Source organism: Marinospirillum minutulum DSM 6287, from assembly GCF_000422325.1.
Lineage (GTDB): Bacteria > Pseudomonadota > Gammaproteobacteria > Pseudomonadales > Halomonadaceae > Marinospirillum > Marinospirillum minutulum.
In genome coordinates this window covers 230340-243970 of sequence record NZ_AULO01000011.1, presented here as the reverse complement: position 1 = coordinate 243970, position 13631 = coordinate 230340, and the positions used below count along the sequence as shown (strand labels likewise).

The window sequence follows — 13631 nt, the reverse complement described above, 5'->3', positions numbered from 1 at the left end:
AAATAAATGGGTTAAATTTCATTAGTAATGATACGAGGCGACAAGTGCAGATAAAACATATCAATATTGATGAAACCAAGAATCTATCTGACCAGCCAGCTTGTGGGCTAGGCCATGCTTGTCAGTTCTGCCCTAAAGACCCTGATTGCACCCTAGACAAGTCACGCCATGAAAAGTTATTGATTGAAGCGCGGCTTGCATCTATTGATCAAATTATTCTAGTGATGGCTAATAAGGGCGGAGTAGGCAAAAGTACCATTTCGGCTAATTTGGCAGCTGGACTTGCTGCACAGGGTTACCGTGTGGGCGTGGCCGACGCAGATATTCATGGCCCTAATCAAAGCCGCTTTTTTGGCTTTGTTGGTTCACATATCAAAGTCACCCAAAAAGGCTTAGCCACTTGTAACTTTCAAAACCCTGCTATCAAGCAGCCAATAAAAGTTGGCTCTTTAGCCTTTTTAATGGAAAGTGACGAAACTCCCATTGTTTGGCGTGACTCTTACAAGCATGACTTTATGCACCATTTAATCGGTTCTTTTAACTGGGAAGAGTTGGATTACTTAATTGTCGATATGCCTCCCGGTACAGGCAATGAGCTAATCACCCTTAGTGATATGCTAGAAACAGCCAATACTTCGGCCATTTTGGTAACGAGTCCGCAAGAAATTGCCTTAATGGATAGTCTAAAAGCTCTACGCTTTTGCCAAGACCGCCAAATGCCAATATTAGGTGTTGTCGAAAACATGTCGGGTATTACTTGTCCTCATTGTAGTGGTGAATTTCACCTTTTTCCTAATGGCGGATTAACAGAAAAACTCAATGCTGTTGGTATCAAATCCTTAACTCAAATTCCTTTAGATCCTCATTTAGCCAGTGGCTCAGATGAAGGCCTACCCGATCTTTTAAAACGCCCCACCAGTGCGGTAGCTGTAGCTTTTGCACCCGTGATTGATGCTTGCATTCAACACGCCAGTAAACATTTTGCTGAAACCGCTGTGGAGTCTATCAATGAAGCGCTTGAAAGTAATTTGTTATCACCTGAACTTGAGGCATCGTTAGAAGGGATGCCCAGTGAAGAGCGTGAGGCTGTTCGACATGCTTTAGCTCAACTACTGGGCGCTGAACAAAAACGCCTCGCCACCTCTAGTGGGGAAGATAAATGAGTCACTCTACTGAAAGTGCGCCCACTAATCCGGCTAGAAGAAACCTATTCCGAAAAATAGCTGCAGCAGCTGACCCTAACTCTCCACGTCAAGCTGTATGGCGGCGTGTAGCTCAAGTGGGTGCAGGCGAAGGCGATGTCCTTTGGTCTGGTTGGGCAGCGGATGATGAAATATTTGTGGTGGGTGATGAAGGTGTGGTTCTGCACTTTGATGCTTCTTCAACTAGCCAAGAGGGTTTGTGGCTGAATATGCAAACACCAACTCAGTTACCACTGCATTCTATTTGGGGTAGAAACAGCAAAGAGCTTCATGCTGTAGGTTGGATGGGTACAGTTTTAAGTTTTGACGGTAAAGAGTGGCATCATCGCCGTGGTGGATTAATAGACCCAGAAACTCAGGGTTTTGTGGCTTGTTCAGAAAACAACCCCTTATTTGCAATCACAGGCGATGAAAAGGGCCGTGCTTGGGCAGTTGGTGATAATGGCACCCTTTTGGCTTTTGATGGTAAAGAATGGCAGCAAGAACAAAGCCCAACAAGATTAAATTTACGGGGTATTACCCTTACACCCAAGGGTCAACTCTTTGCAGTTGGAGCTGAAGGTACGGTTATTACTAGCAAGGGGGATGGCCAGTGGGAAAAACTAGACTGCCCTATAGGTGCGGGTTTTATTGCTGTTTTAGCCCTTGCAGATGATGAGCTGTTATTAGCTGGTGGACGTTATTTTGTTGATGCCGGTGGTTTTCGTGGTGAGCTAGTGCGCTGGCATAAAGGCGAGTTTACTAAAATAGAAACGACTCAAGAAATTCCTCGCCTTAGAGCACTGCGTACTTATAAAAAAGGTGTGTTAATTGCTGGTGATCAAGGCCATTTATTCTACCTAGAAGGTGAGCGTTTAAGTCAATTACGCACCGATACGCACCATGATTTAATGGATATCATTCCCTTGCCTAGTGGTGAAGCACTAGCTGTGGGTGACTTTTCTACCATTATGACGGCTGCAGCTAATTTTTCAGAAGCCTTAGCACCTAAAAAAACTGCTCAACAAGTACAGCCTATTTGGGAGCTAATGGAATCAGGAACAGAGCACAACCTTTGGGGGCTACATGCACTTGCTGATGGCCGTGTTTTTGCCTGTGGCGACAGTGGTACCGTTTTAGAGTATAAGTCACAGCAGTGGCAAAGCTTGCCAAAGGCCAATAGTGAACTATCCGTGCACTGCTTATGGACAGATTACCAAGGTGGAATTTATGCCGGTTGCGCTATGGGACAAATTTACCATTATGATGGAAAAACTTGGGAGCTAGCCTTTAATTTAAACCTAGATATAACCATTTTATCTATGTGGGGCAGTGGGCCAGACTCTATTTATGCCGTGGGCGATGAGGGCTTAATTCTGCATTGGAATGGTTTGATCTGGCACCGTATGATTAGTGGTACCAAAACCACTTTGTACAGTATTTGGGGTTATGATGACAAACACCTGTTAACTGTGGGTGATTTTGGGTTGGTATTACGCTGGAATGGCGAAAACTGGGCTGAGTTTTACGCTGGAACTGAAAACTTTCTTTTTGATGTCTGGGGTGATGCTTTAGACAATATCTTTATTGTTGGCCTTTCTGGCACACTGGTACACTTTAATGGCGAGAAATGGAATTTAACCCCCATACGTGCACGTGATGATTTAATGGCGTTAGACGGGTTATCTAATAACTGTATTTATGCCGTAGGTACGCATGGCAGTATATTAAGGTTTGATGGTCAACAATGGCTCTCAGAAACCACACCCAATGCAAGCCTTAGAGCTATTTGTGTGCTTACTGATACTAGTGTCTTTGCAGTAGGCAACCAGGGTGTTATTTTAAAACGTAACGCTTGAAAGCAGCTTAACTGGTTACTAAAAAGCTACCTAAGGGGTAGCTTTTTCCGTTAATGAGTAGTTCTACTTGATGTTCACCTGGGTAATGCTTGCGAGTATTTATCTTAGCAAAACTGATATTCTTCTTTAACAACTCGCTTGAATTAGCAGCTAAAGTGAGTGTTTTTAATTTAAAAACCTTGCCACTACTAGTTGTACCGTTAGCTTTAACAAAGTACACACAAAAATCAATTAATAGCTTTTGCGGCTCTTTACTAGCGCTTAATAATTCAAAGCTTAACTCGACGGTTTCGCCGAGTTTAATGCTTTTAGGTGTGAAACTTACCTGTGTAACCTCAACCTGAGGTGTTTGCCCATAACCTAGTTGTTCCAAGGCTTGGGGGTGGCTTTGTTTAACTAAAGAACGTAAAGCGTGGCGAATTAACCATTGACGATTAGCATCGGCATTTTTAAGCCAGCTTTTTGTTGTTGCTAGTAATAAGCTAGGGTGGTCTTTACCTATATCATTCAAGTTGTTAGCAACCGAGCGCCTTACATACAGCTCTGGGTCATCTTTTAACTTTTCAAGCAGTTCTAAAACGGGGGTAGGGTTTTCTTTAAATACTTGTAAGTGACTAGCCCAAGGTAGGCGAGGGCGGGGGCCTTCAGAGACTAAACGCCGAACATAATGGCAGTCATCGTCTGCCCAAAGGTGTAAACGTTCTAGGGTAGCTTGGGTATGCTGTTCAAGAAAAGGACGAATACAAAACTCACCCGTAAAGCGTTTGGTTAGCTGATAAATAGCCTGCATTGAAGCTTCAAAATGATTTAAGCCATAGTTAGCTATATAAAAGCTATGCGGCAAATAAATAAAGGGCGCCATGCCATTACCCATATCCCGCTCTAAACGAGGCCCCATAGAAGCAACTAGCAAATCTATGGCTTCTTCATAATTGGGCGGTAAGTAGGCGTGCAAAGTTTTAGCTAACTGCTTGCCACGCGCCATTAGGTCGAGTTTTTCATATCCAGCTAAGGCGCTATCAATAAAAGCTTGGTCCTGAAACTCACTAGCAACAGCCTTAATTTGTGCGGCTATTTGACGTGGGATTTCTGGCCCATATTGATTAATCAGCGGCTCAGCCATTTTAACTTAGCCTTGGGTTGCTTTAGCAATGGCAAAAATACGTTCCAACATGGCATGTAAACCGTTACTGCGCGTAGGGCTTAGGTGTTTATCTAACCCTAATACTTGCAAAAAATCAGGCGGAGTAGCTAGAATTTCTGCTGCGGTACGGCCATTATAAATCCGCATAAGTAATGCAATTAAGCCTGAAACAATAGCTGCATCACTAATAGCTGCAAAAGAAATTACGCCATCTTTAGCTTCAGGGCGTATCCAAACCTGAGACTGACAACCCTCTATTTTATATTCAGGCGTTTTCCATTCCTCAGGATAGTCAGGTAAGGCTTTACCTAAATCAATAATGTACTGATAACGATCCATCCAGTTATCAAAAAACTCAAATTCTTCTAGTAGTGATTGTTGGGCTTCTTGTGCTGACAAGGTAAGTCTCCAGAATTAGTGAACATCCAACCGACGCACTTCCATGCGTTCACTGTTGGCAATACGAATCAGTTGTCCATCACGGGTTTTAAAACCACGTTCTTGCAAATCTTTTTTATAAACTTGGTAGGTGTTTATATTTGCTGTATTGGGGGTAATAACCTTTACTTCTAGTAGGGTGCGCTGGTCTTTCCAGTCATAAACCATCCAAGCGGCTGTCGCTAAAAGAATAACGGCTAATACACCTGAAAATATTAACTTAATAGGAGGTTTAGGGTTAGTGGCAGTTAGTGCAGGGCGTGAATTTCCTGTGGTTTCAGTCAAGGCATTGCTTTCACTCTGCTGCTTTCGCCATAAAAAGTAGACTATACCACCAAGGATTGCCGTTATTAGCAATTTACCTAACATGCTGACTCCGCATCATAAAATAGGATTAAAACTAGGGGTTATACTAACAGCCAGGCACTTAACTGTCAGTAAACTAACGTTTGTCAGCCCAAGGCGCTTGCCAGTCTTGCTTTTTGTTTTGCTCTTGCCAGGCTTCATCCTCTTCATGCAAGTAAATACGTGTTGTAGCAAGGTTTGAATGACGTGCATTACGCGCTAAAAACCTTAATTCAACACCGGCATCGGCTTGGTGGGTTATCGAGGTATGCCTAAACCAATGGGTTGAGGTTTTAGCTAGTCGCTTGGCTATGTCTGGATTAGAAATTTCAAAAGCTTGACTGGCTTCATCGGTTAAGTCTTTCATGGTGCGATAAATCATATTCGCACCTATGCCTTGATTACCTGCCAAGTTGCGTATTACTGGGCTAAAGTCTTCACTATCAGGTAGAGCAGGGAGGTTCAAAAATTCTCTATAACGCTTTAAAGCATTGATTAAGGCTTCATTCACCGGTATTTCAGCGTATTTTTTACCTTTGCCTTCTACAGCCCACCACCAATCACCACGGCGTTGAAAAAAATCATTCATTTTAGCTTGTGCCACTTCATGTACACGTGGTGCTAACAAGTACAAAAAAGCCAGCAACAAACGCCAGCGTTCTACTTGCCTTAGTCGCTGTACATCTTCAGTTTTTTGGTGTTGCAGGTAATCAACCAAAGCATCCCAAGTTTCTTGGTCTAAATGCCTTTCTCTTACATTGCGTGAGTCTTGGCGAACTTCTCTTTTACGCATTAAAGCTAAGGGATTGCCAGCTAAGTAGCCAGCCGAATGCAAATATTGAAACAAACCTTTTAAAACCCTAAGTGCATGTTGTTGGCTAGTGGCACTTAAACCACCCTGGAAAGGACGCCATTCCTCAGAATGCCGCGGAGTGCGCCCATGCCCGCACCAACGCGCTGCAGGTTGAGGGTCAGCTAAAAATCCTTGATAAACCGCTAAATCTTGACGATTCAAGCTAGAAAAAGGTTTGCCTAACTCTAACCAGCACCAAAGTAACAGCCTTTCAGCTTCTTTACGGTAAGCACGAAAGGTTTGCGGCTGTTCTTGATACTCCATCAACCAAGACTGAACCGCTTCTAAATCAGTATTCGCGGCAATTTGGCAAATCTGCGTGGCGGGTGGACGGTTCTCACCAAAGCGACCATTTAATTCATCGGGCAGTTTTGGCAAAGATTCTAGCGGCGCGATAGGTAAAGCGAACTTATTGGCCGAACTGGGTATTTTATTGGTCATAGCTAAGCATATCTCTGTTACTGGCATAGGTGGTGCATTTCGTAGTATCTCATAATTTTAGCATTCATGATAATAGTGGTTATCATGAATTAATACTTATTGCTGTAAGTAATTTTACATATTACGTAATACATATTATTATGAATAAAATACGACAAAGCGCCTACCGCTAGGCAGCAGCAACAAAAAAGAGGTTTACTAAGATGGCTAGAATGGGTGTGCAATACGAAGAAGTGGTTGAAGCTGCCGTTCAGCTTCAAAAACAGGGTGATAACCCAACCATACAACGCATTAGAGAATGGTTGGGAACTGGCAGCTTCACTACTATTAGTGAACACTTAAAGCAATGGCGTGCTAATCAACGTAACGCCACACCCTTGCAGCAGGAGTCACAAGATTTGCCCGCTAGCCTGGTTAAAATGGCGCAAGCGTTTTGGCAACAAGCCTGTTCAGAAGCTGATGAAAAGCTACACAGCTATCAGCAACAAGCGGATACAGAAATACGCCAAGCCTTAACCGACAAACAGCTCGCTTTAGAAGAAGCACAGCGCATGGAAGAAAAAAACCTGATAATTGATAAAAAAAATAATGCGCTCTTAACCGACTTAAAACAGCAGGCTGCTCAGTTAAGCCGTTTAGAAACCCAGTTAGAAACCAGTAACCAACAGTTAAGCAGTTTAACAACCGCAAGCCAAGCCAAGGAAACAGCGGCTAAGCAACAAATTGCTCGCATAGAACAGGCTTTAGTAGAGCAACAAAAAGAACAACAACTGGCTTTACAGAAGCAAAAAGAAGAACAGCAAGCTGCCCTCGCCCATGAGCAACAGAGAAATGAAGAAAACCAATTGCGTTGGATGCAAGAAGTAGATATAGCGCGTCAACAAACGGCTAGTTTGAAGGAAGCAACTCAGCAAGAAGCCGCTGAAGCTAAGAAACAAATAAAAACACTAGAGGAGCAGCTAAAAACCAGCCAAGAAAAGGCTCAACAACAACTTATTGAATTACAAGGCAAACAAATAAGAGAAGAGAACCTGCTTAAGCAACTAGAGCAGTTGGAAGCAAGAAGTGATCGGCTAGAAGCTCAGTTAGCAGAGAAGCAAACGGCTTGGTTGGCTAAGCTAGAAGAGTTTAATGCTGAATTAACCAATAAAAACCAACTAATTAATGAACTCAAGGCAGCGCTAGCAAGTGCCAGCCGTCCTGCCCCATTAATTATGGTTTAATCAGTTAGCCAAGAACCCCCTCTGCAGCTAATTGATTTATTGCCTCGTTATCATAGCCTAGTGCTTGTAAAACCTGCTGACTAGCTGCACCTAGGTCTGTGCCTGTGTGCTTGTATGTTGCTGAATTACGAGAGAACTTAATTGGGCAAGCAAGTTGTTTAATCTTGGTGCCATAGCTAGTTTCAACCTCAACTAGCATTTCACGTTCAACCAGCTGTGGGTGATTAGCCGCTTCGGTAATCGTTAAGACAGGTTCAACACAGGCATCAACCGATTCAAAAATAGCCTGCCAGGCTGTATAACTTTTACTAGCAAAAATATCGGTTAATTCTTTACGTAACTGCTGCTGATCTTCAGGTTTTTGGCTCATGCCTAACTGAATTAATTCAGGACGCTCCAGTGTTTCACACAAAAGCTTTAAAAACTGCGGCTCTAGGCTGCCTACAGAAAAATAGCGACCATCAGCTGTTTGGTAATAATCATAGAAGGATCCACCATTAAGAATACCCTGCCCTAACTCTGGTGAAACCCCCGTTCCTAAAGCACCAGCACCTGTCATAGCATTTAAAGCAAAAGCTGTGTCAGTCATACTAATATCAATAAACTGCCCTAAATTACTTTGCTGGCGCTCTATTACAGCGGCTAGTAGGCCAACCAAAGCATGCATAGAACCACCAGCAATATCGGCAACCTGAATACCCAAGGGTAAAGGCCCTTGTTCTGGACGGCCTGTATAACTAGCAACACCAGCTAGTGCCAAGTAGTTAATATCGTGTCCAGGACGATTCTTATAAGGGCCAGTTTGACCATAGCCAGTAATAGCACAGTAGATTAAGCGTGGATTAATCGCCTTTAATGTTTCATAGCCAATACCTAGCCTGTCCATCACCCCAGGACGAAACTGATCTATCACTAGGTCATACTCTACTACTAGTTTCTTAATAATTTCTATCGCTGCTGGTTTTTTTAGGTCTAAGCCAATAGAGCGTTTAGAGCGATTAAGGTAGGAATGAATAAAGTTAACGCCTTGATCATCAAAGGGTGGCATTTCTCGGGTAATTTCTGGTCGGTTAGGTGCTTCAACACGTAAAACCTCAGCGCCCATATCTGCCAGCATCATGGTGGCATAAGGTCCAGGCAAAAGAGTTGAGAAATCTAAAACTTTCAAATTTTTTAAAGGCATAGCAAAAACCTATATTAATCGCGGTCGGGACGAACCACCATGACAGAGACATGTGAACGCTCAACCACCTTGGCAGCCACAGAACCTAGAAAGAAGCGCTCCATACGCTTGGGGTCATGGCTAGGAAGTACAATCAAATCTGCCTTAATACGCTTAGCTTCTTTAAGAATGGCTTGGTGAGGTGTGCCTTCCACTGCCCTAAGTTTAACATTTAGGTCATTAGGTATATGTGGCTCAACCATTTGGCGTAACTTTAGATAAATACTATCCAAAAGCTTGCTTAAATCTTGCTTAGGAAAGTAACTCGCCACCATAGGCGAGCCAAAACCTGGTAAAACGGTTAAAATGTGCAACTGTGCTTCATAGGCAGTGGCTAGCTCTACTGAAGTTTTAATTGCTTTTAAGGTTTGCTGATTAGTGCCGCAAGAAATATCAACGGGTAATAGAAGCTGTTTAAACATGCTGGACACCTTTTGTTTTAACTTTTGCTAAACGAATACGGCGCTTTTGTAACCAAGCAATTAAACCTAATAGAAGTAGCGGTGGTATCATCATCCACTCTTTAGCTGGTTGGTCTAGCTCTTCTTGAATAGCACTGATTTCCCACCCAAAGTCGATACCAATTTTTTCTGCTGGCGAATCAAAAGCAATTAAATCAACCTCTACTCTATCCTCTTCAGCAATTAATAAAAGCCCTGCAGCTTCTAGTCGTTCTTCACCTGTTCCTGCTTCAGCTAAAGGCAAACTTACTAGCTTTTTAATTTCTCGCCCATCAAGGCTTTCTCCACTTACCCAAATTTTTAAGGAAGAATTAACCGGCTGTTTTTCTGCTAATTCAAAAATTTCTGTTGCAGCATGAGTTTGGGTGGGTGGGTAAATCATATCCCACCAAAAACCAGGTCTAAACAAGGTAAAAGTAATTAACAAGAGTGCTAGGGTTTCCCAAATGCGGTTTTTAGTCAGCCACCAATGTTGTGTTGCCGCAGCAAATACCAGCATGGCGGTGATTGCACCAAAAACAACGGTTATAAAATGGAAAGCACTGTCTAGGTCGATAAGTAATAAGTTGGTATTAAAGATAAACATAAAAGGAAGAATGGCGGTACGTATATCGTAGGTAAAACCTTGTACCCCCGTTTTAATTGGATCTGCTTTGGCGACAGCAGCAGCGGCAAAAGCGGCTAACCCCACAGGTGGCGTATCATCAGCCAGTATGCCAAAGTAGAAAACAAACAAATGCACTGCTATTAAAGGCACCATTAAGCCATGCTGTGCGCCTAGCTCTACTATAACCGGCGCCATAAGCGTAGAAACCACTATATAGTTAGCTGTAGTAGGCAAGCCCATACCTAAAACTAGGCTGATAACTGCAGTAAAAAGCAAAATTAAAACTAGGCTACCACCTGAGATAAACTCGACAAAATCTGTCATAACAAGACCAATACCTGTCAGAGTTACAGTACCAACCACTATACCAGCGGCAGCCGTTGCAACACCTATACCTATCATGTTGCGAGCACCGTTAATCATGCCCAACAAAAGCTCATTAAACCCTTGGCGGGTTGCTGCTAGGTAGTTGTCTTTTTTACGGAAGAAGTTTTTTAAAGGTCGCTGAGTTACCACAATAAAAATCATAAAGATGGTTGCCCAGAAAGCTGCTAAACCTGGTGAGAATTTTTCTACTGCTAAACACCAAACCAATACTACGACGGGCAGTAAAAAATAAAGCCCAGACTTAACCGTAGGCCCAACCTCTGGAAGCTCTAAAACCTCTGCTTCAGGGTCGTCCATTTCCAATTCTGGGTAACGGCAAGCGTAAGCAATTAAGCCAACATAGGCAGCAGCAACTAAAAACAAAACCACGGGTAAAGCCCAGTCGCCTAGGTAGGTTTTTATCCAGCCAATGCCGTAATAAACCACTAGGGTAAGCACAGCTAGAACTAAAAAAGCACTGATAAAGTTAATTAATAAGTAAATAAACTTAGTTTCATGGCGACGAGGTAAAGCCTTCATATCTGCTTTACAGGCTTCTAGGTGAACAATATAAAACAAAGCAAAGTAAGAAATTAGAGCAGGTAAAATGGCATGTTTAATAACATCCAAATAAGGAATGCCTACATATTCAACCATTAAAAAAGCGGCTGCCCCCATAATGGGTGGCGTTAACTGGCCGTTTGTTGAAGCTGCAACTTCAACCGCACCGGCTTTAGTCGCAGGAAAACCGACACGTTTCATCAAAGGAATAGTAAAAGTACCCGTAGTCACCACGTTGGCAATAGAGGAACCTGAAATTAAGCCCGACATGCCTGATGCAACAACGGCTGCTTTAGCTGGACCACCACGCAAATGCCCTAAAAGAGAGAAAGCAACTTTTATAAAATAATTACCAGCGCCTGCTTTTTCTAACAAAGCGCCAAAAAGTACAAAAAGAAAAACAAAACTAACAGAAACACCTATTGCAACACCAAACACCCCTTCAGAGGTTAACCATTGGTGAGATAAAAGCCGCTCTAAGCTGGCACCACGGTGTGAAATAACTTCAGGAAAATAAGGGCCAAAATAGGTATAAATTAAGAAGACCGCCGCAACCACCATTAAGGGAGGGCCTAGGGCTCTTCTAGTTGCCTCTAACAGCAGCAGCATTCCCATGCCTGCAAAAATTAAATCAGCTGTATTGGGAATACCTGGCCGGGTAGATAAGGCTTCATAAGCAAAGACTAAATAGGTAGCCGAGGCAACACCCAGCAAAGCGAGCAGCCAATCATGCCAAGGAATTCTGCTTTGCGGTGATTTTTTAAAGGCGGGATAGGCTAAAAAGGCTAGAAAAATAGCAAAAGCCAAATGCATTGGACGTGCAAAGGATGAACTTATAAGAGAGAAAGGTGAAGCGTACCAAAGTTGAAAGAGCGACCAACTTAACGCAACCAATAGAATTAATTTGCCACTTAACCCTGCTGGAAGCCGCGAGCCACTCTCAGATTCAACCAATCTTTCTGCTTCATTTATAGAAGTGTCATCTATACTTATACGTTTGCTGCTATTATTTTCTGTCATTTAAACTTGCCTCTTGCAGGTCAGCCCATCTTTATTATTAGTTTGCTGGCAGATAAAAAAACCAGCTAGTCAATTGCTGAATAGCTGGTTTTTATTTACCCGCTTACCTACTCGGGTACAGACTACTTATTTAAGTAAGCCTGCTTCACGATAGTACTTTAAAGCACCAGGATGAAGTGGAGCAGAAAGGCCTGCGCTTACCATATCTTTCTTGTCTAGGTCTGCAAAGGCAGGGTGTAGACGTGTAAAGGTATCGAAGTTATCGAATACTGCTTTAACTAACTGATAAACCTGTTCATCAGAAGTTTGTGCACTAGTCACTAGTGTTGCTGCTACACCAAAGGTGTGAGTGTCTTTAGGATTACCGTTGTACTCACCACCTTTAATAACCGCACGACGGTAGTAAGGGTACTTTCTTAGTAGTTGGTCAACATAGTCACCACGTACGTTAACTAGGTTGCTGTCACAGCTACTAGTGGCTTCTTTAATAGAGCCGCTTGGGTGACCTACAACATAAATCATTGCATCTATACGGTTATCACAAAGGGCGCTCGACATTTCTGCAGCACGTAAGTCTGCCGCTAGAGAAAAGACACCCATATCTTGACCGCGTAAGTCTAGTAGCTGCTCCATAGTTGAACGCTGACCAGAACCTGGGTTGCCCACGTTAACGCGCTTATCTTGTAAGTCATCAAACTCAGTAGCCTTGGCATCGGCACGAGCCACCACAGTAAAGGCTTCAGGGTGTAGGGAGAAAACCGCACGTAAATCAGTATAAGCACCTGATTCATTAAACTGCCCTTCACCACGGTAAGCGTTATACTGAACATCAGACTGGGCAATACCAAAATCTAACTCACCAGCACGAATGGTGTTGACGTTATAAGCAGAACCACCGGTGCTTTCAACGGAACAACGAATACCATGCTCTTTACGGGTACGGTTTACTAAACGACAAATAGCGCCACCTGTTGGGTAATAAACCCCAGTAACACCACCAGTTCCTACTGTAATAAAGCTCTGCTCTGCAGCCAGTGCGGCAGAGCTAATAGCTGCTGCACCTAAACCTATGCCTGCAGTGACAACCGCTGTTGCCAGTGTTTTTCTTAGCATTGACATGCTTTTATTCTCCCAAGCAGTTTTTATTCGTTTTATCCTACACCCTGAATTTAGGCAGTCACTAGCTATCTGTCAAACCAATTCACTGATTTAGTTTAAGTTTATTTATAATAAGCGTTCTCAGTTACCGTGTGGTCTGTTTCATCACGAATACCACGTAATTGCGGTAAACGCTCTAACAAGGTTTTTTCTACACCGTCTTTTAGGGTTAAATCAACTGCTGAACAACCCTGACAACCACCACCAAACTGCAATACGGCAACATTATCTTCGGTTAACTCAACCAGTTTAATTTCACCACCATGAGCGGCCAAACCTGGGTTAATATCACTGTAAAGAATGTAGTTAATTTGGTCTGCTAAGGGGCTATCAGCACTGACCTTAGGCATTTTAGCATTGGGTGCTTTAATGGTGAGCTGGCCACCCATGCGGTCTGGGTTAAAATCAACGACGGCTTCATCTAAAAAAGCTAAACTATTTTTTTCTAAATAGACTTTAATTTTTTCTAGTTGCAACAACTCATCCGTTGGTTCTTCTTCACCCGGGCGACTATAAGCCAAGCAGGTTTCAGCATAGGGCGTACCTGGCTGAGTAATAAAAACTCTCACCGACATGCCTTCAACATCTTGCTTAGACAGTAGCTCAGCTAAGTAGCTTTCAGCGCTGGCAGTAATTTCTAGTGGTTTACTAATAACTTCGGTATCACTCATTGGTTTTGCTTCCTCTTAAGAGATAAGGCTTAATTTGTGAGCATCTTATGACAAATCAAGCCTGAAGGACAATACCCTAGT

Annotated in this window: 12 protein-coding genes; 3 read left to right on the top strand and 9 right to left on the bottom strand. The window is 42.9% G+C overall.

All coding sequences use genetic code 11. The features are described from left to right. Positions 1-44 precede the first annotated feature (44 nt). Positions 45-1163 (top strand): P-loop NTPase, encoded by a 1119-nt coding sequence (locus tag H571_RS14450; RefSeq protein WP_245562330.1) that lies wholly within the window; start codon positions 45-47, stop codon positions 1161-1163. After that, positions 1160-3040 carry a WD40/YVTN/BNR-like repeat-containing protein gene (locus H571_RS0106400; protein WP_027848585.1) on the top strand — a complete coding sequence of 627 codons (1881 nt, stop codon included), beginning with the start codon at positions 1160-1162 and terminating at the stop codon, positions 3038-3040. Before H571_RS14450 ends, H571_RS0106400 begins: the two co-directional genes overlap by 4 nt. 7 nt (positions 3041-3047) lie before the next feature. Here the strand turns inward: H571_RS0106400 and H571_RS0106395 are convergent, their stop codons facing one another. From H571_RS0106395 to H571_RS14445, 4 genes are all read right to left on the bottom strand, one after another. Continuing rightward, positions 3048-4163 carry a DNA alkylation repair protein gene (locus H571_RS0106395; RefSeq protein ID WP_027848584.1) on the bottom strand — a complete coding sequence of 372 codons (1116 nt, stop codon included), beginning with the start codon at positions 4161-4163 and terminating at the stop codon, positions 3048-3050. Positions 4164-4169: 6 nt separating this feature from the next. Beyond that, positions 4170-4583 (bottom strand): SufE family protein, encoded by a 414-nt coding sequence (locus tag H571_RS0106390; protein WP_027848583.1) that lies wholly within the window; start codon positions 4581-4583, stop codon positions 4170-4172. A gap of 15 nt (positions 4584-4598) precedes the next feature. Then, complete coding sequence (locus tag H571_RS0106385) at positions 4599-4991, bottom strand: hypothetical protein (RefSeq protein ID WP_027848582.1); 393 nt, start codon at positions 4989-4991, stop codon at positions 4599-4601. A 73-nt stretch (positions 4992-5064) separates the two neighbouring features. Beyond that, the gene (locus H571_RS14445) at positions 5065-6261 is read right to left on the bottom strand and encodes a tyrosine-type recombinase/integrase (protein WP_051168188.1); all 1197 of its coding nucleotides are present in this window, start codon (positions 6259-6261) and stop codon (positions 5065-5067) included. Positions 6262-6464: 203 nt separating this feature from the next. Here H571_RS14445 and H571_RS0106375 point away from each other — a divergent pair, with 203 nt between their 5' ends. Next, positions 6465-7484 carry a DNA-binding protein gene (locus H571_RS0106375; RefSeq protein WP_027848581.1) on the top strand — a complete coding sequence of 340 codons (1020 nt, stop codon included), beginning with the start codon at positions 6465-6467 and terminating at the stop codon, positions 7482-7484. A gap of 4 nt (positions 7485-7488) precedes the next feature. On the opposite strand, the gene H571_RS0106370 is transcribed toward H571_RS0106375, so the two are convergent. From H571_RS0106370 to nfuA, 5 genes are all read right to left on the bottom strand, one after another. Beyond that, the gene (locus tag H571_RS0106370) at positions 7489-8667 is read right to left on the bottom strand and encodes a CaiB/BaiF CoA transferase family protein (RefSeq protein WP_027848580.1); all 1179 of its coding nucleotides are present in this window, start codon (positions 8665-8667) and stop codon (positions 7489-7491) included. A gap of 14 nt (positions 8668-8681) precedes the next feature. Beyond that, on the bottom strand, positions 8682-9128 hold the full coding sequence (locus tag H571_RS0106365) for a universal stress protein (RefSeq protein WP_027848579.1): 447 nt from the start codon (positions 9126-9128) through the stop codon (positions 8682-8684). Continuing rightward, positions 9121-11721, bottom strand: a complete 2601-nt coding sequence (locus H571_RS0106360; RefSeq protein WP_051168187.1) for a TRAP transporter permease — start codon at positions 11719-11721, stop codon at positions 9121-9123. The genes H571_RS0106365 and H571_RS0106360 overlap by 8 nt, the downstream gene beginning before the upstream one ends. A gap of 126 nt (positions 11722-11847) precedes the next feature. Then, a complete protein-coding gene (locus H571_RS0106355; RefSeq protein WP_027848577.1) occupies positions 11848-12834 on the bottom strand; it encodes a TAXI family TRAP transporter solute-binding subunit in 987 nt (328 codons plus the stop codon). A 107-nt stretch (positions 12835-12941) separates the two neighbouring features. After that, the gene (nfuA, locus tag H571_RS0106350) at positions 12942-13550 is read right to left on the bottom strand and encodes a Fe-S biogenesis protein NfuA (RefSeq protein WP_036217794.1); all 609 of its coding nucleotides are present in this window, start codon (positions 13548-13550) and stop codon (positions 12942-12944) included. Positions 13551-13631: the final 81 nt, after the last annotated feature.

What these genes read in the sequence shown, in the direction of transcription:
- H571_RS14445 (WP_051168188.1), bottom strand. Translation starts at nt 6,261, where the DNA reads ATGACCAATAAAATACCCAGTTCGGCCAATAAGTTCGCTTTACCTATC.
- H571_RS0106355 (WP_027848577.1), bottom strand. Translation starts at nt 12,834, where the DNA reads ATGCTAAGAAAAACACTGGCAACAGCGGTTGTCACTGCAGGCATAGGT.
- nfuA (WP_036217794.1), bottom strand. Translation starts at nt 13,550, where the DNA reads ATGAGTGATACCGAAGTTATTAGTAAACCACTAGAAATTACTGCCAGC.
- H571_RS0106395 (WP_027848584.1), bottom strand. Translation starts at nt 4,163, where the DNA reads ATGGCTGAGCCGCTGATTAATCAATATGGGCCAGAAATCCCACGTCAA.
- H571_RS0106385 (WP_027848582.1), bottom strand. Translation starts at nt 4,991, where the DNA reads ATGTTAGGTAAATTGCTAATAACGGCAATCCTTGGTGGTATAGTCTAC.
- H571_RS0106370 (WP_027848580.1), bottom strand. Translation starts at nt 8,667, where the DNA reads ATGCCTTTAAAAAATTTGAAAGTTTTAGATTTCTCAACTCTTTTGCCT.
- H571_RS0106375 (WP_027848581.1), top strand. Translation starts at nt 6,465, where the DNA reads ATGGCTAGAATGGGTGTGCAATACGAAGAAGTGGTTGAAGCTGCCGTT.
- H571_RS0106400 (WP_027848585.1), top strand. Translation starts at nt 1,160, where the DNA reads ATGAGTCACTCTACTGAAAGTGCGCCCACTAATCCGGCTAGAAGAAAC.
- H571_RS0106360 (WP_051168187.1), bottom strand. Translation starts at nt 11,721, where the DNA reads ATGACAGAAAATAATAGCAGCAAACGTATAAGTATAGATGACACTTCT.
- H571_RS0106365 (WP_027848579.1), bottom strand. Translation starts at nt 9,128, where the DNA reads ATGTTTAAACAGCTTCTATTACCCGTTGATATTTCTTGCGGCACTAAT.